Source organism: Microbacterium sp. oral taxon 186 str. F0373, assembly GCF_000411455.1.
Classification (GTDB): Bacteria; Actinomycetota; Actinomycetes; order Actinomycetales; family Microbacteriaceae; genus Microbacterium.
In genome coordinates this window covers 445,294-467,145 of sequence record NZ_KE150457.1, presented here as the reverse complement: position 1 = coordinate 467,145, position 21,852 = coordinate 445,294, and the positions used below count along the sequence as shown (strand labels likewise).

The window sequence follows — 21,852 nt, the reverse complement described above, 5'->3', positions numbered from 1 at the left end:
GAGTGCCCCCGGTCCCGGCATCCGTCGTTGCGGGGGGCATCGCCGGCCCATGACGCCGGGGCTCGATGTTCCGTATTCAGTCTCGGCGGAGTTTCTGCGACACCGCTCCCGGGTGGTGGCGCGGCCGACACCGGGATGCCGCCGCGCGCAGACTGAGTACGGAACGGCCGGGGGCGGGGTCGGGAAGCCGGGCCCGTGCGGATGCCGAGGCATGCGAAAGGCCCGCCCGGCGGGAGCCGGACGGGCCTTCGAGCGCGGATGCGTCGCGCGCTAGTTGTTGCCGCGGAGGATCGCGATCATGCGAAGGATCTCGACGTAGAGCCAGACGACCGTGACCATGATGCCGAAGCCGCCGAGCCAGCCGAACTCGCGGGGAGCGCCGTTGCGGACGCCCTGCTGGATCTGGTCGAAGTCGAGCACCAGCGAGTAAGCGGCCATGATGACCACCAGCACGCCGATGATCAGGCCGAGCGGGATGCCGGCGATCTTGACGTTGCTGTAGAGGCCGAACGCGCCGCCGGTTCCGGCTGCGCCGAACATCATGAGCACGACGTTCAGCAGGCCGAAGACCAGGTAGCCGATCATCGCGACCATGAAGATCTTCGTCGCGCGGGCGCTCGCGCGCACCTTGCCGCTCGCGAACAGCGCCAGCGTGACGCCCACGACCGACAGCGTGGCGAGGGTCGCCTGCATGACGATGCCGGGCCAGATGAACTCGAAGTACGCCGAGATGCCGCCGACGAACAGGCCCTCGAAGGCCGCGTAGCCGAAGATCAGCGCGGGGCGGATCTTCTTGCGCGACGTGAACGAGACGACCATCGCCAGCACGAAGCCGCCGAGCATGCCGATGATCCACGGCACGATCGTGATCTGCGAGGAACGTGCGACGTCGGTGGGCGAGAAGGCGCCGCCCAGCGTCCACACCCAGCCGATGACGGCCGTGACGAGGAGGATCGCGAACAGGCCCACCGTCTTGGCGACGGTGTCCTCGACGGTCATGCGGCCGGTCTGGTGCGACGCGGCGGCGGGGGCGGCGAAAGCGCCCTCGAGCTGGGCGTTCACCGCGGCATCCGTCACCTGGTGCGACGTCGCGGCGTAGCCGGTCGAGGCGCCGGGCTGCGGCGCGGCGGGCGGCGTGAGGCCGGGACGCTGCTCTTGGAAGGCGGGGTTGTTGAAGGCGAAGTTGCCGGAGGCCATGGTCTCTTTCCACTCCCTAGGGTGCACCGGTCGGGTGCACAGCGCGGTGCTGTGGATAACAGGCTATCGGACGGTCGTGCCGCATCGTCGGGCGCCGGCTGTGTCGCTGCTGTGAAGCCGCTCAGACGAACCTCGATCGGTAGCCTGGAGCCATGCCTCGTGCCCGCCCGTTGGTGATCGGTCACCGTGGTGCCCCCGGATACCGCCCCGAGCACACCCGCTCCTCCTACGAGCTGGCGCTGGCGATGGGAGTGGATGCCGTCGAACCGGATGTCGTCTTCACGAAGGACGCGGTGGCCGTCGTCCGGCATGAGAACGAGATCTCGGGGACGACCGACGTCGCCGACCGCCCCGAGTTCGCGCACCGCCGCACGACGAAGCCGGTCGACGGCGTGCCGCAGACGGGCTGGTTCACGGAGGACTTCACCTGGGCGGAGCTGTCGACGCTGCGCTGTCGCGAACGGCTGCCGCACCTGCGCCGCGGCAGCGCGGCCTTCGACGACACGGAGCCGCCGCTGCGCCTGCGCGACCTGCTCGATCTCGTCGCGGCGGCCTCACATCAGCAGGGGCGCGACATCGGCATCGTCCTGGAGATCAAGCACGCCACCTACTTCGGGTCGCGGGGGTTCGATGCCGCGGCGCTCATCGCCGCGGAACTGCGCGCCGCGGGGTGGGCGGAGGGAGCGCGCTCGCTGTTCGTGGAGTCGTTCGAGCTCGCCGTGCTGCGCGAGCTGCGTGCCCGCGGCATCCGCGCGACATACGTCTACCTCGTCGAGGCCGACGGCGCGCCGTTCGATCTCGTCGCGGCCCACGGCGCGGCGGCAACGCCGTATCGCGACCAGGTCAGCGCCGACGGGCTGGCGCGGCTGGCGGACGAGGTGGACGGCATCAGCGTCGACAAGGCGATGCTGCTGAGTCCGGCGCTGCGGGGGGCCGAGCTGGTCGCCGACGCCCACGCGGAGGGGCTCGCGGTGTTCACGTGGACGTGTCGTCCCGAGAACGCGTTCCTGACGCCCGCCTTCCGCCGCGGAGGCGACGACGCTGCCTTCGGCGATTACGCCGCCGAGTGGGGCGTGATTCGGGATGCCGGCCTCGACGGCGTCTTCGTCGATCACGCCGACCTCGGGGTGGCGTTCTTCCGCTGACCAGCCCTCACCACGGCCGCTGAGTGTTCACCGTGCGCTTCGCAGCCCCGGCACAGCTCTCGCATAGGGTGAGGGCATGACCCTCCCCGGCATCGTCGTCACCGGAGTGCGCCGCTCGTTCGGACACGTGCATGCCGTGCGCGATGTCTCGTTGGAGGCGCGGGCGGGCGCCGTCACCGGCCTCGTCGGACCGAACGGCTCGGGCAAGACCACGCTCATGCTCATGCTGGCCTCGCTCCTCGCCCCCGACGCGGGCACCATCCGCATCGGCGGCGTCGACCCCCTCGCCGAGCCCGCCGCCGCCCGCGCGCTGCTCGGCTGGATGCCCGACGCCCTCGGCGCATGGCCGACCCTCACCGCCCGCGAGACGCTCGTCATGACCGGCCGCCTCTACGGCTTGGATGCCGAGGCCGCCCGGGCGGGCGCCGCACGGCTGCTCGACGAGGTGGGGCTCGGGACGCTGTCCGATGCGCCGGCACGCGTGCTGTCGCGGGGACAGAAGCAGCGCCTCGGTCTCGCGCGCGCCCTCGTGCACGATCCCCGCGTACTGCTGCTGGATGAGCCGGCCTCGGGCCTGGATCCGCAGGCGCGCATCGACCTGCGCGTGCTGCTGCGCCGCCTCGCCGCACAGGGGCGCACGATCCTCATCTCCAGTCACATCCTCTCCGAGCTCGAGGAAGTCGTCGACGAGGCGGTGTTCCTCGTCGACGGCACCACGGTGAGCAGTGAGCGGGTCGCGGCGGCGGCGACACGCCTGCGGACGTGGCGCATCCGCCTCGCCGACCGTGATGCGACGGCGGCGGCGCTGCCGGTCGCCCAGACACTGGGCCTGGACGCCGCCCTCGTCCCGATCGATCGGCGCGACCTGCTGGTCTCGTTCGCGAGCGATGACGACGCGGCATCCGCTCTCGCCGCCCTCGTCGGGGCCGGCCTGCCGGTCGCGGAGTTCGCGGCGGCGACGGGACTTCTGGAACACACGTTCCTCGACCTCGGGGGAGAACGCTCATGAACGCCGCGCGTCTGTGGACGATCGCCCGCCTCGAGCTGCTCCAGCGGGTGCGCACCGTGTCGTGGTACGTGCTGCTCGGCGTCTTCGCGCTGCTGCTCGTCGGCGTGACCGCTCTGGCCTACCTGGCCTATGGCGGCTGGGGGCAGAGCGGCCCCGGCATCTACTCCGTCGTCGTCTGCGTCACGCTGCTGCTCGTGCTGCTGGTCTCACCCACCCTCAGCGGCAACAGCATCAACGGCGACCGGGATGCCGCGACACTCGCACCCGTGCAGGTGACGCTCGTGACGACGGGGGAGATCCTCCTCGGCAAGTTCGTCGCTGGCTGGATCACCGGACTGGCCTTCGCCGCCGTGGCGGCGCCGTTCCTGGTGATCGCCACCTTCGCGGGCGGCGTCGATCCGCTCACCGTGGTCATCTCGCTCGTCGTGCTCGTGGTCGAGACCGGTGTCGTCGCCGCGATCGGCGTGGCGCTGTCGGGCCTGCTCGCGCGTCCGCTGTTCTCGGTCGCCACGACCTACCTCGTCGTCGCGGCACTCACCGTCGGAACGCCGCTGGGTTTCGGGCTGATCGGCGCCGCGGTCTCCAGCGAAGGCACCTCGATCACCCGCTCCTACGAATCCGGTCCCGATGGGGCGCCGCTGTGCCAGGACGGTGCCCGCTTCTGCGGCGATGCGCCGGAGAAGTTCGTCTGCGGCGAGTGGCAGACCGGCACCTACCGGGTGCCGCGCTTCGACTACGTGTGGTGGCTGCTGTCGGCCAACCCCTTCGTGATCCTCGGCGACGCCACGCCCACCCGGTTCAGCGAGTACGGCTACCCCGACGACCTCTTCGGCTCGCTGAAGCTGTCGGTTCGTTCGGCGCAGCGGCCCCCGTCGCTCGAGCAGCGCTGGGACGACTGCGCGCCGGGAGTGCACCTCGACTCGACGCAGCCCACCCCGCGCGAGATCATCGACGAGACCGTCCCGAGCTGGTTCGTGGGCCTCGCCGTCCAGGTGCTGCTGGCGGGCCTGCTGCTGTGGGGTGCGTGGGCCCGCACCCGCACGCCGGCGCGTTCGCTGCCCCCGGGAACACGCATCGCATAGACCTTCGGATGAACTCGGATGAGGATCCTCTCATCCGCCTTTCGCCTCGTGCAGGGGATGCATAGCCTCCATACAGCCACGTCCTACCCCGACGTGGCATACCCCCTGCACGAAAGGCGGTCTTCCCTTGCAACCACCACGGCAACGACGCATCCTCGCCACGGCAGGTGCGATAGCACTGCTGCTTCCCTCCACGGCCGCGTTCGCCGCGACCCCCGACGATGCAGACCCGTCGTCACGGTTCCTCGCCGCGGCATCCGCCGGAAAGATCTCGACGTCGTTCACCTCGGCAGCCATCGACGCCGACGGACTCGTGAGCGTCGTGGTCGAGATGACGGGCGACCCGGTCGCCGTCGTCGAAGCCGAGCAGGGCCGCGAACTCAGTGAGGGCGAGCGGGGAGACGTGAAGAGCCGTCTCAAGGATGCGCAGGAGCCGGTGACCTCGGCGATCGAGGACAAGGGCGGCTCGGTGCAGGCCGAGATGCAGTCGGCCTACAACGGTGTGCAGGCGAAGGTGCCGGCTGACGAGCTCGACACGATCGCCGCGCTGCCGAACGTCGTCGCCATCCACCCCGTGCGCAAGTACACCGTCGACAACGCGGTCTCGGTGCCCTTCCTCGGCGTTCCGCAGGTGTGGGAGAGCACGGGCTACACGGGCCAGAAGGTCAAGGTCGCCATCATCGACACCGGCATCGACTACACCCACGCCACCTTCGGCGGACCGGGCACCGTGGCGGCGTTCGATGCCGCGAAGGCGAATTCCGCCCAGCCCGCCGACCCGACGATGTACGGCCCCGACGCTCCGCGCGTCAAGGGCGGCATCGATCTCGTCGGCGACGACTACAACGCCGACCCGAACAGCGCCTCCTACCAGCCGGTGCCGCACCCCGACGACAACCCGCTCGACTGCAACGGCCACGGCTCGCACGTCGCCGGCACCGCGGGCGGTTCGGGTGTGCTCGCCGACGGCACCACCTACCGCGGTCCGTACGACTCGACGACGCCGTCGAACCAGTTCCGTGTCGGCCCGGGCGTCGCCCCGCAGGTCGACCTGTACGCCGTGCGGGTCTTCGGGTGCGAAGGATCGACCGATGTGGTCGTGCCCGCCCTGGACTGGGCCGTCGATCACGGCATGGACGTCGTGAACATGTCGCTCGGCTCGTCGTTCGGACGCGCCGACGACCCGGATGCCGTGGCCGCCGCCAACGCGGTCGGTGCCGGCGTCGTCGTGGTCGCCTCGTCCGGCAACGCGGGCCACAACCCGTACCTCACCGGCTCGCCGGGAACCGGCGACGGTGTGATCTCCGTGTCGGCCGTCGACAGCGCCGAGGGGTTCCCGGGCGCGACGATCACGGTCGGCGGCACCCCCGTCGAGGCGATCAACGCGAACGGCGCCTCCCTCGACGGCATCGGCGATCTGACGGTCGTGCGCCTCACCGGCGACAACGCGCTCGGATGCTCGCCGGCGGCGTTCACCGCCGCGGGTGTCGTGCCGGGCGGCAACCAGATCGCGGTCGTCGACCGCGGGTCGTGCGCCCGTGTCGCCAAGGCCATCTACGGCCAGCAGGCGGGAGCGGCGGCGGTGGTCATGGTGAACAACACCGATGACCTGCCCCCGTTCGAAGGCGTCGTGACGGCCAACGCCGACACCGGTGAGCCGTTCAACCTGACGATCCCGTTCCTCGGCGTGCGCTCCTCGAGCGGCCCCGCGTTCGTCGCCGGCGCCACGGCGAGCCTCGTCGCCACCCAGATCGCCAACCCCGGCTTCCGCGGCTACGCGTCGTTCAGCTCGTCGGGTCCGCGGTCCGGTGACAGTGCCATCAGCCCGGACGTCGCCGCCCCCGGCGTGTCGATCTCGTCGGCCGCGGTGGGCTCGGGCAACGGCGCGGCGATCCTATCGGGCACCTCGATGGCCGCCCCGCACGTGGCGGGTGTGGCGGCGCTGTCCGCCGAGGCGCACCCATCGTGGACGGCTCCGCAGATCGCGGCATCCGTGGTGTCCACCGCCGACCCCGACAAGGTCGCCGGTCAGAGCCTGACGCTCGGCGGCGTGGGTCTCGTCGACGCTGCGCAGGCGGTGGCGACGACGGTGACCGCGACGGGCGACGCGTTCCGCACCGAGAGCGGCTGGGCGCGCGAGTCGGCGCTCAGCTTCGGCTTCCAGGAGTCGGCGCTCGGCTTCGGCGGAGTGAAGACCGTGACGGTGCGCAACGACGGGCCGACCGCCGTGCGCTACGACGTGTCGACGACCCCGTCGGCGCAGTCGAAGAAGGCACGCATCCTGCTCTCGAACCGTTCCATCACCGTGCCGGCGGGTGGGTCGGCGAAGGTGCTGCTCATCGTCGCCGCCGCGGCGAAGGACGTGCCGAGCTCGGTGGGCGCCGACGACCAGTTCGCGTTCTCCGAGATCTCCGGCGACATCGTGCTCACCTCGCCCGATTCGGCATTGCGCGTGCCTTACCTCCTGGTGCCGCGCGCCGACAGCACGGTGCGCGCGACGATGAACGGCCCGTGGTTCAGCGGCAAGCAGAAGGTCGCCGACGGCACCAAGAAGCTGACGCTGCGCAACCTCGCCGGCGCCCTGCCGGCCGGTGCCGACGTCTACACGTGGGGCCTGTCCGACCCGCAGGACGCCAGCAGGACCTTGGCCGACACCGGGTACGACATCCGTGCGGTCGGGGTGCAGTCCTTCCCCGACGGCGACGACACGCTGATGGTGTTCGCGATGAACATGCACCACCGCTGGTCGAACGCGGCCGCGAACGAGTACGACATCGTGATCGACAGCGACCGTGACGGCACCGCCGACTGGATCGTCCTGTCGGCCGACTCGGGCGGGGTCCGCAACGGCGACACCAACGGCCTGTCCGAGGTATTCATCGTCAACGCCAAGACGAAGGAGACGGCCGCCGCGGGCTTCCTCACGCAGGCGCCGACCGACAGCAGCACCCTGCTGATGCCGGTGCGGGCGAGCGATCTGGGCATCACCGGGGCGTTCGCGTACACGGCCCAGACCTTCGCGTCCAACGACGCGTCGGATGCGGTGGACGGGTGGGCGACGTATGACCCGACCGCGCCGGCGATCACCAACGGTCAGTTCGTCACGGTGCCGCAGCGCGGTTCGGCGAGCGTCGAGGTCGGCTTCAACGCGAAGCAGATCGAGGCGCAGAAGCCGCTCGGCTCGATGGTGGTCGTGATGGACAACGCGTCCGGCGCCGATGAGGCGCTGCTGCTGCCGCTGAAGAAGTAGCCCCGGCGAGACGGAGGAGGGGGTGGATGCCGCGGCATCCACCCCCTCCTCCTGTGTTTGCGCTGTCGCGCGGGCGGCGCGGGTCAGGCGCCGCAGAGCTTCGGTTCGGCGCCCTGGCCGAACCGGTAGTCGTAGGTCTTGCTGTCGACCGAGACGACGACGCGCATGCCGTCGATCTGCGCCTGCGTGTAGCTCTGGCCGGGCGACGGGCACCCGAGCGAGCCGTCGTTGAACGTCACCGCCTCGGAGGATACGAGCTGCGGGGTGCCGGTCACGCCCCGCTTCGTGAGGTCGGCGACGAGCGCGTCCCAGCGGCTCTGAGGTACGGCGATCGCCGGTCCGCTCGGGCCGATGGGGCCGGGCGTCGTCGTCTGCAGCGGCGGGCGGGTGGATGGGGAGACGCCCGACAGTTCGGGTGCCGGATCGGTGCTGCCGGAGCTGCACGAGGTGAGCGCGAGCGCCGCCAGGGCGATCACGGTCAGGATCGGGGTTCTGCGCATGGGGTCCTCCTCGCGCCGACGGATGCGGTGTGCCGGATGAAGCGAGGGTAGGCCCTGCGCCTGCGAATGCGCGGGGAGAACGGGGAAGTCCGACGTCGACGCGACGGCGGGAGTCGAAACTTCGGTTGCGCTGATTTTTGTCTTCCCGGGGAGGCGCGGAATTACGCGGGTTGGGGCGTCCTGCCGCGGAAAATCAACGAAGTGCGGACTGCGATCGAGTCTCGTGTCGTTCGGTTCTGATCAGCGGGGCCGGTCTGAATCTGCGCGGGTTGTGTCCACATGGTGTCCACGGCGTGAGGGAGATTCGACGATACGTTGTGTCGCCTTTCGCCTAGCGGATACGTCGAGGTCACTCCCATACTTCAACGAGGCCGACATCGTAAAGCTCGATCTGCGCCACGCCGTTGTACAAGGAGATCGGTCCGGTCGCGCAGAGTGTCGTGCCGGCTGGCAATGACTCGACGCCGCCCACATCCCAGAGGACGATGGTGAACCGAGCGGGGTCGGGGTAGTCGCGTCCGATGTTGAGGAAAATATCGTCGTTGTCGGCACGTGTGGTCATCAGCGGCCCGCATACCCGCTGGCTGGTGCCGGCATAGTCTCCAGCGGTGTCCCAGGAGAGTCCGCCAGCTCCGCTGGCGGACGAACCCGAGTCCGCGGGAGCGGAGTCGGAGCAAAGGCCGTCCTGACGTAGGAGCTGCACAGCTTCGGAGCGAATATACTCCGCCCATTCGTCGCAGGTATCGAACGCGAACTGAGGGTCCGCGCTACGTGATGAGATGTAGTCGATTGTCACGTCGTAGGCGTCGGGGCAGTTGTCGGCGAGGTATTGGATTTCCTCGTCGATGGCCGAGGACGTATCGTCAGCGCGTGCGCGTTGGATGACGGACGTCGACACGTCGTCGCACGAGATCGTCGACTCTTGCACGTGGTTGGCGTAACCCACACGGCTACACGCCGTGAACGCGCTGGCAATCACGATCGCGGCGACGACGACCGTGAGGGTGCGGATTGTCGGCATTGATCAGCCCGCGAAGTCGCAAGCCATGGCGTTGTACGAGTGCATCGCCGGGTCGTCCGTCGCCGTGAAGTGCGAGTCCCCCTTGGGCTTGATAGTGAGTTGAGCGAGGTCGGCCGACGACAACGCTGAATCGGCGGACAGGGCGACGAGATTGCCGTCGTCGACCGTGGCATCGGCGTACATCCGGTTTCCAGAAGCATCGACCAGGACCTCGTACTTCCCGTCTGCGTTCACGAAGACGGCGGTGCAGTTGTAAGGCCCGTCCTTCAGGGCGGCGAAAGAGGACTGAGAGTTCCACCACCAGATTCCGCCGATGGCCAGCGCTGCGATGACCGCATACGGCTTCCAGGTGCGCCACACCGATTCGTCCACTTTTCCCCCAGTAATGATCGCCTGCCGGTCGACCAGATCGCCGTTGAACGCAGCCCGGGACCTTCCGCGGCATAGAGGAGCCACTGGTCACGTACTCGCCCGCCCCCAGAGCGGACGCTACCGACCATAGTGGACCGCACGGCCCCGCCGTGAGACTTCGCGCAGTCCAGCGACGATCAGATCCCTACGCGACCGGAAACGCGTCCGCGAGGCACGCGTGAGCCTCGCTGACGTCGAAGGCCGCGCCCGGCGCTTCCGTCATCCGCTTGACGAGGAGTCTCGGCCAGACGACGTGGACGTCGTCGACGATGAAAGATCCTCCGAGGAGCGGCCAGTCGGCTTCGAGAAAGCACAGCACGCCTGTGATCGGGATCGTGTCGTCGGCTAGTGCCTCGCGGACGCGGTCGACTTGCGACTTCACGCCGTCGACGAGTTTGGTGCCGTCACGGCCGCCAACTCGAAGCGACTCCACCCGCGGTCGGAAGAGGCCGCCCCCAACGCGCAGCTCCGGGCGCTTGTCTTTGTATCGCTTCGCGTCGATCACCCAGACACCCGAGGGCCCTATCGCGATGTGGTCGATGTTCGCTCTCGTGCCGCGGATGCGACGGTCGTGCATGACGCGGAAAGTGTCGGGGACGTCGGCGAGCCGTTTCGCCATGAGCTCCTCGCCGACCCCTCCGCGCTCCCACGCCTTCGTGCTCTGCGGATCGTCAGACAGTGCGAGGATCAGCCCGCCGAGCTTCGGATGCTCACCGCGGATCCGCTGCTCACGGGCATCCCGGCGTCGCTCGTACTCTCGGCGCGCGGACGCACCGGCTTCGCCGCCCACGACTTCGACCGGGGGCGCCTCGACTGCCGGTTTGTCGCACTCCACGCACCGAATCGCCTTTCGAGTCCGCTCGTAGATGGCCTCGGCACCCGCACCGTGCGCGCGGCCGCACAGCCGACAGCTTCCGGCGTAGCGCAGCTTCATGCGTTTGTCGTCGGGACCGAGTTCCAGCGTCACGTGCCCGCTCCGAGCGTCGGTCCCGGGCGCCCGTCTGACCGGCGCCGAAGCTGCAGTTCAGCTTCCTCGATCCATTCGCGTGCGAGGGAAGCGTAGCGGCGCCGGTCCTTCTGGTTGAGTCCGGCGAGTATGGGGAGGAGTTCGAATGTCGTGCGTATATGCCCGGGAATGTCATCGACAGGTCCGCCGGTGGATGACAGGAGAACCTCGATCACGCCCGCGGCGGTGCCGCCGCTGTCGATCAGTGCGACGAGTTCGCGGGCGTCCTTCCTTCCCTTCTCCGTCGCGTGCCGGTCGAGCAGGGCGGCGATCTTCGTGGCGATGTGCGCGTCGAGCGTCAGCATCAGCCAGCCCTCGACCTTGAGGTCGGGGTCGACGTACCGGGTGAGTGCACCGACGTCGAGGAGCAGCTTGGTCCCGAGCTTGGACTCGTAGGGGAAGTACGCATCGACGTGGACGCCGTCGGCGTTGCCGCGCGCTTTCCGCCCGCCACTGTGGAGGTGGTTCTCGCTGTACTCTGTGAGGCGTTCCGGGAGTCTCTGCCGCAGGTTCTGGTCGGTGATGATCAGGTCTATGTCGTGGCTGATCTCGCCGCCGACGCGCGCGTTCGTCGCCCACCCTCCGATGAGGATCGAGGGCTCGAGGTCGTACCCGAGCGAGTCCAGCAGAGCGCGAAGGCGGCCCTCATCGTCTGCCCCGAGAATCGTCATCGCACGTCACCTTCCTGATCCCACTCGCGGTCCCGCAGGAAGCTGTCGCGCAGCGCCTTCCGGAACTCGGATGACTGCCAGCCCGGAGTCGCGAAGAGATCGGCATACGTCTGAGCAAGACTCGAGTACCCGCTCCAGGTCTTCGCTGCACGCTTGTCCATCAAAACCACACGTACCTCCTTGCCGGCGGGCAGGGTGGTGAGATTCACGGACGCGGGCAGGTACACGATGTGTTCGTTGAAGTCCGCGACGGCTCGGCCTTTCAGGATCGCGTTCGCCGCATCAGCGCCGCCGAGCGCGGAGGGGCCCAGCTTCGAGTCGAGAACCGGACCGATGCCTTCGCGCGTCGTCCACGCGAGGGTGTCGCGCTCGAGGTTGCGCCACGCGCACAGCATCGTCAGGAGCTTGTCGATGCTGACGACCGCGAGCCCGCCCCGGCTATACCGATCGATCGTCCCGTTGCTCTCCAGGCGCTCAAGAGCAAGATAGGCGGTCGTGCTCGGCACGCCCGCTTCGTAAGCGAGATCCGCGACGTTCCGCCAGGTCCGCTGCCCTTCGAGAGCGCGATCCGCGAGCGCGCGCCACACCAGCTCGTTGCCCTTCATCGCTGTCCTCGGCTTCCAGGTATTCCTGTAGTTGTAGTTACGGGATTACAGGTAACCATGATTACAGGAAAATCGGAAGATTGATCCACGTGACGAGAACGCGAAACTGGGCGTCGTGGTCAAGGTGTGTCCACCTGGTGTCCGGATGGTCGTCACCGAAGAGGAGCAAAGCGGCCACGATCCCTCGAAACAATTGGGATCGCGGCAGTTCGCGCATGGACGCGACGGCGGGAGTCGAAACTGCTGACGGCTGGGTTTTGGTGCTGCCGGAGGGGCGCGGAATCACGCGGGATGGGTCGTCCTGCCGCGAGAAATCAAGGGAGTGCGGGCTGCGATCGAGTCTCGTCTCGTTCGGTTCTGATCAGCCGAACCGGTCTGAATCTGAGCAGGTTGTGTCCACATGGTGTCCACCCGCGGGGCCACAGACGGCGCTGGCTGTCCGCTCAGGAGCAGGCCGCGCGTGGCGAACGAGCTGCGCCAACGGTGGGGTGTCCGCCCTCGCGCGCGATGCGCCGCGCGGCAGGGAGTGTCACAGGACGATCCGCCGCTCGACTTGTCTATTGATTTGATAAGTGTCAATATAGAAGTGTGTCGAACCAAGAGAATGAACTGGTGATCGTCGGGTCCGGTCCGGCTGGATACACGGCAGCGGTGTACGCAGCGCGCGCCGGTCTCGCGCCGGTGGTGATTGCCGGTTCTGTGACCGCGGGCGGGGCATTGATGACGACGACCGACGTGGAGAATTTCCCGGGCTTCGTGGCCGGCGTGCAGGGTCCGGAGCTGATGGAGTCGATGCGGGCTCAAGCCGAGCGATTCGGTGCTCAGATCGTCTACGACGACGCGATCCGCCTCGAACTCGACGGCGATGTGAAGGTAGTCGAGACGGGCAACGGAGTGACGTACCGGACGCGGGCGGTGGTTCTGACGATGGGCTCCGCTTACCGCAAGCTGGGCCTCCCCGACGAAGAGCGCCTGTCCGGGCACGGGGTGTCCTGGTGTGCGACGTGCGACGGGTTCTTCTTCCGTGACAAGGAAGTTGCTGTGGTCGGCGGCGGGGACTCCGCGATGGAGGAGGCATTGTTCCTCACCCGGTTCGCGTCGAAAGTGACCGTGGTGCACCGCCGGGATGAGTTCCGGGCGTCGAAGATCATGGCGCGGCGCGTCCTGGATGACCCGAAGATCGAGGTCGCCTGGAACAGCGAGGTCGCCGCGATCCTCGGCGACGACCAGGTCACCGGGCTCAGGCTGCGCGACACGATCACCGGGGCCGAGCGCACGCTCGACGCGACCGGGGTGTTCGTCGCGATCGGGCACGACCCGCGCTCCGAGCTCGTGGCCGGGCAGGTCGACACCGACGCGGACGGGTACGTGCGGGTCGCGCACCCGTCGACGCGGACGGGCCTGGCCGGGGTGTTCGCTGCCGGTGACCTCGTCGATCACACGTACCGGCAGGCGATCACCGCCGCGGGCACCGGCTGTGCGGCCGCGCAGGACGCCCAGCATTACCTGTCGAGCCTCGCACCAGTCGACGTTCCGACACCTGTTCTGGAGGTCTCCGTATGAGTACGGTCACCTCTGTCACTGACGCTACCTTCGAAGCCGAAGTACTCGGGTCCGAGTTGCCCGTTGTAGTCGATATCTGGGCGGCTTGGTGCGGCCCGTGCAAGGCGATCGCCCCGATCCTGGATCAGCTCGCCGGCGAGTACGCGGACCGAGTGAAGATCGTGAAGGTCGACGCCGATCGGAACCCCGAGACGGTGACGGCGGTCGGCGTGACGTCGATCCCGACCCTCGGCTTCTATCGGAACGGGGAGCGCGTGGGCGTGCTGATCGGCGCACACCCGAAGCCCGTCTACATCGCGAAGTTCGAGGAGATGCTCGCATGACCGACGTTCTGACGCGCGCCGCCCCGAAACGGCTCTCCACCCTCGACAAGTGGCTCCCGCTGTGGATCGGCCTCGCGATGGTCGCGGGGCTGCTGCTCGGGCGTTTCGTGCCGGCGCTCTCGGACGCGCTGTCCGCGATGGAGATCGGCGGGATCTCGATCCCGATCGGGCTGGGCCTGCTGGTGATGATGTACCCGGTGCTCGCGAAGGTTCGCTACGACAAGATCGCTGCCGTCACCGGGGACAAGAAACTCCTGGTCTCCTCGCTCGTGCTGAACTGGCTCGTGGGGCCCGCGGTGATGTTCGCGCTGGCGTGGATCTTCCTGCCGGACCTTCCCGAATACCGCACGGGCCTGATCATCGTCGGGCTCGCCCGCTGCATCGCTATGGTCGTGATCTGGAACGATCTGGCCTGCGGTGACCGCGAGGCGACAGCGGTGCTGATCGCGATCAACTCGGTGTTCCAGATCGTCATGTTCTCGGTGCTGGGCTGGTTCTACTTGACCGTGCTGCCGGGCTGGCTCGGCCTGGATGCGCAAGGGCTCGAGATCTCGGTCTGGGAGATCGCGGTGAACGTGCTCGTTTTCCTCGGCGTCCCACTGGTCGCGGGATTCGCGTCACGCTGGATCGGTGAGAAGCGGAAGGGGCGCGCGTGGTACGAGCATGAGTTCCTCCCGACGATCGGGCCGTGGGCGCTGTACGGGCTGCTGTTCACGATCGTGCTCCTGTTCGCCCTGCAGGGAGAACAGGTCACCTCCAAGCCGCTCGATGTCGCGAGGATCGCCCTTCCGCTGCTGGTCTACTTCGCGCTGATGTGGTTCGCCGGCATCCTGCTCGGCAAGACCCTCGGCCTGGGGTACGCCCGGTCGGCGACGCTCGCGTTCACCGCCGCCGGCAACAACTTCGAGCTGGCCATTGCGGTCGCGATCGGCACCTTCGGTGCGGCGTCCGGTCAAGCTCTCGCCGGGGTCGTCGGCCCGCTCATCGAAGTGCCGGTGCTCATGGGCCTCGTGTACGTCTCGCTCTGGGTCGCGAAGGCCTGGTTCCACTCCGACCCCTACGCCACCGAAACCGCCTCCATCCCTGAATCGAGGACGTCATGACCGATAGCGCCGTCATCCCCGACGCAGAGACCTGCGCGCCGTCCGCGACGCATGCCATCGGCGCCGAAGTCGCTGCGACCGTCGCCGTCGCGCTGAAGGCGCTCGCTGACCCGCTGCGCCTGCGGATGCTCTCCGCGATCGCGACCGATCCGCGCGGCGAGTCCTGCGTCTGCGATCTCGCGGAACTCGCGGACGTGTCCCAGCCGACGGTCTCGCACCACCTGAAGGTCCTCAAGGAGACCGGGATGCTGCTGTCCGAGCGCCGCGGCACCTGGGTCTACTACCGCATTGCGCCGGGCAAGCAGCGCGCCGTCGCTGCCCTCCTCGACGCGTTCGCTCCCGCCGCGGCCGCAACGGACGAGCCCGAAGACACCGCAGCGCGAGCCGAGGCGCTGCAGCGGATGGACGCCCGGGTGACCCACCTCGCGGAGCAACTCGCGGACGAGCTGACCGGGATGAACCGGGAACTCGTGATCGCGATCGTGCGCGAGTCCTACGCGGGTCTGGTGCGGTCGGCGAGGCTGACGCAGCACATGATCCCGCTGACAGAACGGTTCGCCCGGCAGCGCCTCGTCGATCTGGCCCGGGACCGGGCGACCGGGGTGCCGCAGGTACTGTTCGTGTGCGTGCAGAACGCGGGCCGCTCCCAGCTCGCCGCCGCGATCGTCAACCGGCTCGCCCACGGCCGCGTGATCGCCCGCTCCGCGGGATCGACTCCGGCCTCGGACGTGCACCCGCACGTGCGTTCCCTGCTTTCCGAGATCGAGGGGGAGCAGGAAGCCGAGATGGCGTTCCCGAAGCCGCTCACCGACGACGCCGTGCGCGCCGCCGACGTGGTCATCACGATGGGCTGCGGCGACGTCTGCCCGATCATCCCCGGCGTCCGCTACGAGGACTGGGCGGTCGGCGACCCGGCGCTGGCCTCGCCCGAAGGGGTCGAAGCGATCCGCCACGACATCGAAGGCCGCGTCCGCGACCTCCTCACCACACTTTCAGATTGAAGGAACAACGAAAATGATCGAAGCTCAGAAGCCGTCCGTTCTGTTCGTCTGCGTCCACAACGCCGGCCGGTCTCAGATGGCCACCGGCTGGCTCCGCGAGCTCGCAGGCGGCCGTGTCGAGGTGCGCTCCGCGGGCTCGATGCCCGCCGATCAGATCAACCCCGTCGCCGTCGATGCGATGCGCGAGGTCGGCATCGACATCACCGCCGAGCAACCGAAGGTGCTCACCACCGAAGCGGTGCAGGCGTCGGATGTGGTGATCACCATGGGCTGCGGCGACGCGTGCCCGTTCTTCCCCGGCAAGCGCTACGAGGACTGGAAACTCGAGGACCCCGCCGGGCAGGGCATCGAGTCGGTGCGTCCGATCCGGGACGAGATCAAAGGTCGCGTCGAGACTCTTCTCGCCGAGCTCCTGGGCTGAGCAGCATCGCACGCACGGAGGGCAGGAAGGTTGGTTCCTGCCCCCCCTGTTGTCCGCGGCTCAGCGGCCGTCGGGTGCCGTGTCGAGCTGGATGAGCTGCGGCGCAGGGGCGCAGCAGGACCCGGCCGCGGACTGCTCGTCCGACGCGTCGAAGAGACCCGAGCCGCCGCACACGCCCGTGTCAGTGGCCAGTCGTGGTTGCCGAACGGAGGTCCCGGCGACGCGTGCGGCGTCTATCTCGTGATGCGGTCGCTCAGGAGGCCGATGAACTCGTCGGCGGCTGCGAGTTGCTTCTCGAGTTTCGCTCGTCGCTGCTGCGCGTCGGTGAGGAACTCGGCGAGGAGTTGCTTAGCTTCGGCGCCGGAGACACTTTCGGCCCCAGCCGCGTCCAGCGCCCGCAGGAGGTCGCGCATCTGCTCCAACGAGTACCCGAGCGGCTTCATTCTGCGGATGAGCATGAGTCGCTGATAATCGCCCTCGGTGTAGAGGCGGAAGCCTCCCTCGGAGCGCCCCGAAGGCTCCAGGAGGCCGATCTCGTCGTAGTGGCGCAGGGTCCTCAAGGACAGCTCCGTGCGCTCGGCCAGTTCGCCGATCTGCATCATTCCACCTCCGGGCATGGCACGGCTCCTTACAGTTCGCCGACAACATTCACGTTACGTTAGGGTTGCTTGTGGCCGCATGTTCTGGCGGATTTCATCCCGACGGCCAGCCCCGATTGGGGCGACCTGGGCGCGCGCCGACGCCCTCTCACGCTTTCGATGGTGTCACATCGGACCATTCTGACTCTGGAGGCCTGCCCATGACGACGGCGACCACAACTACTGACGACCGGAGCCGGTACCGGCCCGAACCCTCGGTGCTCACTGCGCTGAGGAGCCCGCGGACTCTCACGCGGGAGGTCCTCGCCGGGCTCGTCGTCGCCCTGGCGTTGATCCCGGAGGCGATCTCGTTCTCGATCATCGCGGGGGTGGACCCGAAGGTCGGCCTGTTCTCTTCGTTCGTCATGGCGGTGACGATCGCGTTCGTCGGCGGACGCCCCGCGATGATCACCGCTGCCACAGGCGCAATCGCACTGGTCATCGCGCCCGTAGCCCGTGAGTACGGCATGGATTACTTCATCGCCACCGTGCTGCTGGCCGGCGTCCTGCAGATCGTGCTGGCGGTGCTCGGCGTCGCGAAGCTCATGCGGTTCATCCCGCGCAGCGTCATGGTGGGCTTCGTCAACGCCTTGGCGATCCTGATCTTCACCGCGCAGCTGCCGCAGCTCATCGGCGTTCCCTGGATGGTGTACCCGCTCGTTGCCGTGGGGCTGGTGATCATGGTGCTCATGCCGAAGGTCACCAAGGTGGTCCCGGCTCCACTGGTGTCGATCATCATTGTGACCGCGGCGGTGGTCGTGTTCGCGATCACCGTGCCGACCGTCGGCGACCAGGGCGAGTTGCCTCGTAGCCTGCCGGAGCTGTTCGTCCCGAACGTGCCCCTCACGTGGGAGACGCTGACGATCATCGCCCCCTACGCGCTCGCGATGGCGCTCGTCGGGCTCATGGAATCGCTCATGACGGCCAAGCTCGTCGATGACGTCACCGACACGCACTCGAACAAGACCCGGGAGTCCTGGGGGCAGGGCGTCGCGAACATCGTTTCTGGCTTCTTCGGCGGCATGGGCGGGTGCGCGATGATCGGGCAGACCATGATCAACGTGAAGGCATCCGGTGCGCGCACCCGCATCTCCACCTTCCTGGCGGGAGTGTTCCTCCTGATCCTCATCGTCGTCCTCGGCGAAGTGGTCGCCATCATCCCGATGGCCGCGCTGGTCGCGGTCATGATCATGGTCTCGGTCGGCACCTTCGACTGGCACTCCATCAAGCCCACCACACTGAAGCGGATGCCGAAGAGCGAGACGGCCGTCATGCTCATCACCGTCGCCGTGGTCGTCGCGACCCACAACCTCGCGGTCGGCGTGATCGTCGGAGTGTTTGTCGCCTCCGTGATGTTCGTGCGCCGAGTCGCTCACCTCATCGACGTCACGCGCGTGGTCAGCGAACGAGACGGCGCGCAGGTCGCACATTACAGCGTCGAAGGGCAGCTCCTGTTCGCCTCCAGCAACGACCTCACCACTCAATTCGAGTACGTTGCTGATCCCGAGCGCGTGGTCATCGACCTCTCCAGATCACACATCTGGGACGCGTCCTCGGTCGCGGCCCTCGACGCCATTGAGACGAAGTACGCGCACCACGGCAAGCGCGTAGAATACGTCGGCATGAACGAGCACACGACCGCCTTCCACACTCGGCTGACGGGCGAGCTCGGGGCGGGTCACTGACCGCGGGCATCGCGATGCGCATAGATGCGTGGTGCGGCGATTGCTGAGGATCGCCACCAAGGTTCGGAGTGTGTCCGCATCGTGTCCAGACTGTCGACGACAACGAGCGAAAGGCGGCGCGATCCCAGGAAAATACTGGGATCCGACCGACACAGATCGACGCGGCGAGGGGAGTCGAAACTGCTGGCGCCCGGATTTCGTTGCTGCCGGAGAAGCGCGGAATCACGCGTGTTGGGCTGTCATGCCGCGGAAAATCAAGGGCATACGGGCTGTGTTCGAGTCTCGCCTCGTTCCGGTTCGATCAGCGAATTCGGGCTCGATCCGCGCGGCTTGTGTCCACCTCGTGTCCGCTCGGATTTGCGGATTGAGACGGCGCCGCTCGCCCCAAACGCTAAGCATCCCGAAAAGGTCACTCCCGGCTGTATAGTCATCGTGTGCTGACTCTTGCTTCTCGTCTTGATGTCATGAACCGGCTCGGACGGGCGATGGCCGATCCGACGCGTTCACGTATCCTGCTCGCCTTGCTGGACGGACCCGGGTATCCGGCCGAGCTGTCTCGGGACTTGGCGTTGACTCGCACCAACGTGTCCAATCACTTGAGTTGTCTTCGAGGGTGTGGATTGGTGGTGGCAACGCCCGAGGGTCGCCGCACCCGGTACGAGATCTCCGATCCTCATCTGACCCGCGGGATGCGTGATTTGCTCGAGGCTGTGGTTGCCGTCGACGAGGGCGCCCCTTGCGTTGACGATGCGTGCGAGTGCTGCGCATGAACCCCGAACTCGGAGGCACCCCGGTCCCCGCGTGGACGGAGTGGGCGGGATGAGCGAGGAGTGCTGCGTTCCGGATGAGGCCCGCCGGGGCGGGACGGCACGGCGAGTCGAGTTGTCTGAACGTCGGTCAGCCGAGGGTTCGTGCTGCGCCCCGAGTGTGCCTGCGGAATTGACCGCTTACGCAGACGGCGTGGTTGCTGAGGACGAGGATGCGTGCTGCGGTCCGGGCGCCTCCTCAGCGGTGAAAAGTACTGCTAGCGGGGAGTCGGAGGTGCGTCCGCCATGGTGGCGCGATTCGGCACTGCTCCCTTCAGTCTTTTCCGGCGTTCTCCTTCTGACCGGCTACGTATTCGAGTGGTCCGCGCTCCCCGTTCCCGCGTTAGTGCTGCAGGGGGTGGCTCTTCTTTCGGGTGCCTACACGTTCGTCCCCGGCGCTGTCCGCCGGCTGCTGCGGGGCCGCCTTGGTGTTGGGCTGTTGATGATGATCGCGGCGATCGGAGCGGTGCTGCTCGGTCACGTGGGTGAAGCGGCGACCCTCGCGTTCTTGTTCTCCCTCGCAGAGGCGCTCGAGGACCGCGCTATGGACCGGGCGAAAGAAGGTTTGCGCGCGCTTCTGTCGCTGATCCCCGACACGGTCCGCGTGTCACGGCTGAACGGCGATGTCACGCTCCCCGTGACGGATGTTCGTGAGCTCGACATCCTCGTGGTCGGCGCGGGCGAACGTATAGCCACCGACGGTGTGGTCGTGGAGGGACGGTCGAGTCTGGACACGTCGGCGGTGACGGGCGAATCCATTCCCGTCGACGTTGCCCCGGGGGACCCGGTGGTAGCCGGCTCCGTGAACGGCGCAGCAACCCTGAGGATCGAGGCGACCGCCGACGGCCGCGACAACTCCCTGACGCAGATCGTCGCGCTGGTGGAGCAGGCGCACGCACGAAAAGGCGACCGGGCGAGGCTCGCTGACCGCATCGCGCGACCGCTTGTTCCCGCGGTGTTGATCGCGGCTGTCGCAATCGCGTTATTCGGTGTGCTGATCGGGGATCCCGTGACCTGGACGGAGCGTGCTCTGGTCGTCCTGGTCGCCGCGTCGCCCTGTGCTTTGGCGATCGCTGTCCCGGTGACGGTGATCAGCGCGATCGGCGCCGCATCGAAGTTCGGTGTCGTCATCAAGTCAGGCGAGGCGTTTGAGCAGCTCGGCACGATCCGAACGGTCGCGTTGGACAAGACCGGCACACTGACCCGGAATGAGCCCGTCGTCGTCGCGGTACACCCGGCACCGGGCGTGACCCGTGAGGACCTCCTGGCCTGGGCGGCAGCTGTCGAAGCGACCAGCACGCACCCACTCGCTGCGGCGATCACGTCGGCCGCCCCCAACGCGCCGGCGGCGATGGATGTGGTGGAGGACGCGGGGCATGGCATCACCGGCCGAGTAGGTGGTCGCACCGTGCGTGTCGGCAACGCCCGCTGGTTGAACGCCAGCGAGCAGAGCGATACGGCGGCGGACATGGCTGGCAGGGGGATGACCGTGGTCGTCGTGGAGGTGAACAGGCGGATCGCCGGCCTGATCGGAGTACGCGATGAGCTGCGACCGGAATCAGCGGAAACCGTGCAGATGCTGCATGCGCAGGGCCTTGACACGGTCATGCTCACCGGCGACAACGACCGCACCGCCCGCGCGATCGCGCGCCAGGCCGGAATCGCCGCCGTGCGCGCCGAGCAGCTCCCGAAAGACAAGGCCGACGCGATTGCCGCTCTGGTCGGCATCCGCCCCACGGCAATGGTCGGCGACGGCATCAATGACGCCCCGGCTTTGGCTACGGCCACAGTCGGAATCGCGATGGGTCTGAAGGGGTCTGCGGCGGCGATCGAATCCGCCGACATCGCCCTCACCGGCCACGACCTCCGCCTCATCCCGGTTGCGCTCGCTCACGCCCGCCGTGGTCGACGGATCATGACCGCCAACATCGCCCTCGCCTTGGCGATCATCGTCGTCCTGTTCCCCCTCGCCTTGTTCGGGGTGCTGGGACTGGCCGGGGTGGTGCTGGTTCACGAGATCGCCGAACTGATCGTCATCGCCAACGGTGTCCGCGCGGCCCGCCGTCCTGTGCTTGCCCGCGGCATGTCAACCACCGTCGCGCCAGAGGCCGCGCTGACGACGGCCTCGATCCAGGCGCCGTAACTTGCTGACGCCTGGACGATAGACTGCTAACGATGATCTCGGCCGCTCGAACACAGAGTGCTGTGACCTTGAGTGAGCGGCTGCTGATAACGAGGATCATTACGAGCGTTGCTCTCGCGCTACTGCTTGTCGTCGGCGCGTGGATGGCGACCCACGCTGAACCCGAGGCAGCCCCACCAGCCTCATCATCCGTCACCGGGCACGCGGACGCGCACATCGCACCCATCATCGCGGATGCCTCGGTGATCGAACAGGGCACGACCAGTCCCGCA

20 protein-coding genes are annotated in these 21,852 nt (G+C 67.9%); 12 read left to right on the top strand and 8 right to left on the bottom strand.

Annotation, left to right across the window (positions count from 1 at the left end; translation table 11 throughout):
- Positions 1 to 270 precede the first annotated feature (270 nt).
- Entirely contained in the window at positions 271 to 1,197 is a 927-nt protein-coding gene (locus HMPREF1529_RS02115) for a Bax inhibitor-1/YccA family protein (RefSeq protein WP_005050373.1), read from the bottom strand.
- Positions 1,198 to 1,349: 152 nt separating this feature from the next.
- Here HMPREF1529_RS02115 and HMPREF1529_RS02110 point away from each other — a divergent pair, with 152 nt between their 5' ends.
- The 4 genes from HMPREF1529_RS02110 (at position 1,350) to HMPREF1529_RS02095 (ending at position 7,683) form a co-directional block, all read left to right on the top strand.
- Positions 1,350 to 2,342 carry a glycerophosphodiester phosphodiesterase family protein gene (locus HMPREF1529_RS02110; RefSeq protein ID WP_016463521.1) on the top strand — a complete coding sequence of 331 codons (993 nt, stop codon included), beginning with the start codon at positions 1,350 to 1,352 and terminating at the stop codon, positions 2,340 to 2,342.
- A 76-nt stretch (positions 2,343 to 2,418) separates the two neighbouring features.
- Positions 2,419 to 3,351 (top strand): ABC transporter ATP-binding protein, encoded by a 933-nt coding sequence (locus tag HMPREF1529_RS02105; protein ID WP_016463520.1) that lies wholly within the window; start codon positions 2,419 to 2,421, stop codon positions 3,349 to 3,351.
- Complete coding sequence (locus tag HMPREF1529_RS02100) at positions 3,348 to 4,433, top strand: ABC transporter permease (protein WP_016463519.1); 1,086 nt, start codon at positions 3,348 to 3,350, stop codon at positions 4,431 to 4,433. The genes HMPREF1529_RS02105 and HMPREF1529_RS02100 overlap by 4 nt, the downstream gene beginning before the upstream one ends.
- A 127-nt stretch (positions 4,434 to 4,560) precedes the next feature.
- A complete protein-coding gene (locus HMPREF1529_RS02095) occupies positions 4,561 to 7,683 on the top strand; it encodes a S8 family peptidase (protein WP_016463518.1) in 3,123 nt (1,040 codons plus the stop codon).
- An 83-nt stretch (positions 7,684 to 7,766) separates the two neighbouring features.
- Here HMPREF1529_RS02095 and HMPREF1529_RS02090 read toward each other — a convergent pair whose 3' ends face one another.
- From HMPREF1529_RS02090 to HMPREF1529_RS02065, 6 genes are all read right to left on the bottom strand, one after another.
- Positions 7,767 to 8,183, bottom strand: coding sequence for a hypothetical protein (locus tag HMPREF1529_RS02090; RefSeq protein WP_016463517.1), 417 nt, complete (start codon positions 8,181 to 8,183; stop codon positions 7,767 to 7,769).
- A 349-nt stretch (positions 8,184 to 8,532) separates the two neighbouring features.
- On the bottom strand, positions 8,533 to 9,204 hold the full coding sequence (locus HMPREF1529_RS02085; protein ID WP_016463516.1) for a hypothetical protein: 672 nt from the start codon (positions 9,202 to 9,204) through the stop codon (positions 8,533 to 8,535).
- 3 nt (positions 9,205 to 9,207) lie between these two features.
- On the bottom strand, positions 9,208 to 9,576 hold the full coding sequence (locus HMPREF1529_RS02080) for a hypothetical protein (RefSeq protein WP_036282639.1): 369 nt from the start codon (positions 9,574 to 9,576) through the stop codon (positions 9,208 to 9,210).
- A gap of 184 nt (positions 9,577 to 9,760) precedes the next feature.
- Positions 9,761 to 10,582: a nuclease-related domain-containing protein gene (locus tag HMPREF1529_RS02075; RefSeq protein ID WP_016463514.1), complete on the bottom strand. Its 822-nt coding sequence runs from the start codon at positions 10,580 to 10,582 to the stop codon at positions 9,761 to 9,763.
- Positions 10,579 to 11,292 carry a nucleotidyl transferase AbiEii/AbiGii toxin family protein gene (locus HMPREF1529_RS02070; RefSeq protein ID WP_016463513.1) on the bottom strand — a complete coding sequence of 238 codons (714 nt, stop codon included), beginning with the start codon at positions 11,290 to 11,292 and terminating at the stop codon, positions 10,579 to 10,581. Before HMPREF1529_RS02070 ends, HMPREF1529_RS02075 begins: the two co-directional genes overlap by 4 nt.
- Positions 11,289 to 11,897 (bottom strand): hypothetical protein, encoded by a 609-nt coding sequence (locus HMPREF1529_RS02065; RefSeq protein ID WP_016463512.1) that lies wholly within the window; start codon positions 11,895 to 11,897, stop codon positions 11,289 to 11,291. The genes HMPREF1529_RS02070 and HMPREF1529_RS02065 overlap by 4 nt, the downstream gene beginning before the upstream one ends.
- Positions 11,898 to 12,506: 609 nt before the next feature.
- Here HMPREF1529_RS02065 and trxB point away from each other — a divergent pair.
- Genes trxB through HMPREF1529_RS02040 form a run of 5 tightly spaced genes read left to right on the top strand, consistent with a single transcriptional unit; the run spans position 12,507 to position 16,308 of the window.
- Complete coding sequence (gene trxB, locus HMPREF1529_RS02060) at positions 12,507 to 13,460, top strand: thioredoxin-disulfide reductase (protein ID WP_442852577.1); 954 nt, start codon at positions 12,507 to 12,509, stop codon at positions 13,458 to 13,460.
- Positions 13,457 to 13,783, top strand: a complete 327-nt coding sequence (gene trxA, locus HMPREF1529_RS02055) for a thioredoxin (RefSeq protein ID WP_016463510.1) — start codon at positions 13,457 to 13,459, stop codon at positions 13,781 to 13,783. Before trxB ends, trxA begins: the two co-directional genes overlap by 4 nt.
- The gene (gene arsB, locus HMPREF1529_RS02050) at positions 13,780 to 14,886 is read left to right on the top strand and encodes an ACR3 family arsenite efflux transporter (protein WP_016463509.1); all 1,107 of its coding nucleotides are present in this window, start codon (positions 13,780 to 13,782) and stop codon (positions 14,884 to 14,886) included. The genes trxA and arsB overlap by 4 nt, the downstream gene beginning before the upstream one ends.
- The gene (locus HMPREF1529_RS02045; RefSeq protein WP_016463508.1) at positions 14,883 to 15,887 is read left to right on the top strand and encodes a metalloregulator ArsR/SmtB family transcription factor; all 1,005 of its coding nucleotides are present in this window, start codon (positions 14,883 to 14,885) and stop codon (positions 15,885 to 15,887) included. The genes arsB and HMPREF1529_RS02045 overlap by 4 nt, the downstream gene beginning before the upstream one ends.
- A 13-nt stretch (positions 15,888 to 15,900) precedes the next feature.
- Positions 15,901 to 16,308: an arsenate reductase ArsC gene (locus HMPREF1529_RS02040; RefSeq protein ID WP_016463507.1), complete on the top strand. Its 408-nt coding sequence runs from the start codon at positions 15,901 to 15,903 to the stop codon at positions 16,306 to 16,308.
- Between the two features lie 233 nt (positions 16,309 to 16,541).
- Here HMPREF1529_RS02040 and HMPREF1529_RS02035 read toward each other — a convergent pair whose 3' ends face one another.
- On the bottom strand, positions 16,542 to 16,925 hold the full coding sequence (locus tag HMPREF1529_RS02035; protein ID WP_016463506.1) for a MerR family transcriptional regulator: 384 nt from the start codon (positions 16,923 to 16,925) through the stop codon (positions 16,542 to 16,544).
- 182 nt (positions 16,926 to 17,107) lie between these two features.
- On the opposite strand from HMPREF1529_RS02035, the gene HMPREF1529_RS02030 reads away from it, so the two are divergent.
- The 3 genes from HMPREF1529_RS02030 to HMPREF1529_RS02025 all read left to right on the top strand — a co-directional run bounded on the left by HMPREF1529_RS02030 (position 17,108) and on the right by HMPREF1529_RS02025 (position 21,580).
- On the top strand, positions 17,108 to 18,631 hold the full coding sequence (locus tag HMPREF1529_RS02030; RefSeq protein WP_016463505.1) for a SulP family inorganic anion transporter: 1,524 nt from the start codon (positions 17,108 to 17,110) through the stop codon (positions 18,629 to 18,631).
- 434 nt (positions 18,632 to 19,065) lie between these two features.
- A complete protein-coding gene (gene cmtR, locus HMPREF1529_RS15480) occupies positions 19,066 to 19,401 on the top strand; it encodes a Cd(II)/Pb(II)-sensing metalloregulatory transcriptional regulator CmtR (RefSeq protein WP_084675214.1) in 336 nt (111 codons plus the stop codon).
- Positions 19,402 to 19,450: 49 nt separating this feature from the next.
- Positions 19,451 to 21,580: a heavy metal translocating P-type ATPase gene (locus tag HMPREF1529_RS02025; protein ID WP_084675213.1), complete on the top strand. Its 2,130-nt coding sequence runs from the start codon at positions 19,451 to 19,453 to the stop codon at positions 21,578 to 21,580.
- Positions 21,581 to 21,852 lie beyond the last annotated feature (272 nt).